This window comes from Frankia sp. Allo2, assembly GCF_000733325.1.
Lineage (GTDB): Bacteria > Actinomycetota > Actinomycetes > Frankiales > Frankiaceae > Frankia > Frankia casuarinae.
The window spans coordinates 1-1,346 of record NZ_JPHT01000110.1 but is presented as its reverse complement, the minus strand read 5'-3'; the positions used below and the strand labels follow the sequence as shown (position 1 = coordinate 1,346).

Genomic DNA, 1,346 nt, shown 5'->3' with positions numbered 1-1,346 from the left:
ACGCCACACCCTGCGACTCGGCCCACTCCTTGAGGTTCACATGACCATCATAGCTCACTATAGAGCGCCAATGACTACTGGACGAGCGACAGTTGACACCCTCGCGTTTGNCGGACAGGATCTTGACTGCGCCCTGTACCGGCCGGCGCTGGTGGACCTTCACGTGCCCGACACCCTGGAACCGCACAAACGTCCGGGCCGGGTTGTCAGGCTGGGAGTCCCAACGGCAGCCGTCGTTGTCGACAGGCCACGTCACGGTGTCGAAGTGCCCGGCGCCCTTGAAGCGCGGGTAGCCGGGCGTCTCGCCAGCCTTCACATGGCGGAAGAACGCGGCGAACGACAGGTTGAGGCGTCGCAGGGTGGCCTACTGGGAGGAGAACGACCATCGGGCCTGAGGTGGGTCGTACGCCCGGATGTCCTTCAGCTGGGCCGACTTGGTCCCCGTACTCGACCCTGGTCTTCGACGGGTGCGCGTAGGCGCCCCGACGCTCCCGCAACGCCGCGTTGTAGAGCGCGCGGTGGTCGTTCAGCATCACGGTCAACGACGCGACCTGATGCGCCGTCGGGCGCAGCAGGAACTTGTACGTCCGCCTCACCGCGCCGCCGCCTTGCGCCACGGGCGTTCGTTCTGCGTCTCGATGTACCGGGTCACCGTCCCGGCTGACACCGCGCCGACGGTCGCCACGAAGTACGACCGGGACCACAGGGTGGGCAGCCGGGATCTGAGATGCGGGAACTCGGCGCGCAGCACGTGGGACGTGAAGCCCTTCAACTGGTTCGCAACGTACGACGGGGAGTGCTTCGGGTGAGCCTTGACGAACAGGTGCACGTGGTCCGGCTCGACCTCCAGCGCGATGACCGGCCAGTCATGCTCGGCGCACTTCTCGCGCAGCAGCGCGTCAAGCCGCTCGCGCACCCCGCCGGTGAGCACGGGACGGCGATACTTGGGGCACCACACGACGTGGTAGCCGAGGTCGTAGACCCCGCCCGCGCCCGCCGTCACCTGCCGTCCCATGCCACCGACTATACCAGCGTGGCATGTCTAGTCACTTGCGGTCCGTAGCGGATTCCCCTGTCGCCTGAAGGCGACAATCCCCTCCGGACAACTCGATGGGCGGACCCGGCGAGTCTTCGGTGGATGATCTGGGCCTACATCAGGGCTGGCGGCGCGGCGGAGACGTCCCGTCCCCGNGGGGGCCTACCCGCCGAGGTGTGGGCGCTCGACTGGCACCGGCTGTGGATTATCGCCTGGTATCTCGACCAGGCGGCCGTGTGGATGCCGGAGCCGGACCGGGATGCCTTCGTGGCCTCGGTGGTGCGCCCCTGGACCCTCTGCCGCCCTGGGA

Annotated in this window: 1 protein-coding gene and 1 pseudogene; both read right to left on the bottom strand. The window is 67.7% G+C overall.

Annotation, left to right across the window (positions count from 1 at the left end):
- Positions 1-596, bottom strand: a pseudogene (locus ALLO2_RS28535) (helix-turn-helix domain-containing protein); the annotation flags it as partial.
- A complete protein-coding gene (tnpA, locus tag ALLO2_RS23025; RefSeq protein WP_035734823.1) occupies positions 593-1,015 on the bottom strand; it encodes an IS200/IS605 family transposase in 423 nt (140 codons plus the stop codon). The gene tnpA and the pseudogene ALLO2_RS28535, both read right to left, overlap by 4 nt.
- Positions 1,016-1,346: the final 331 nt, after the last annotated feature.

Coding starts and splice junctions, on each gene's coding strand:
- tnpA (WP_035734823.1), bottom strand. CDS start 1,015: ATGGGACGGCAGGTGACGGCGGGCGCGGGCGGGGTCTACGACCTCGGC.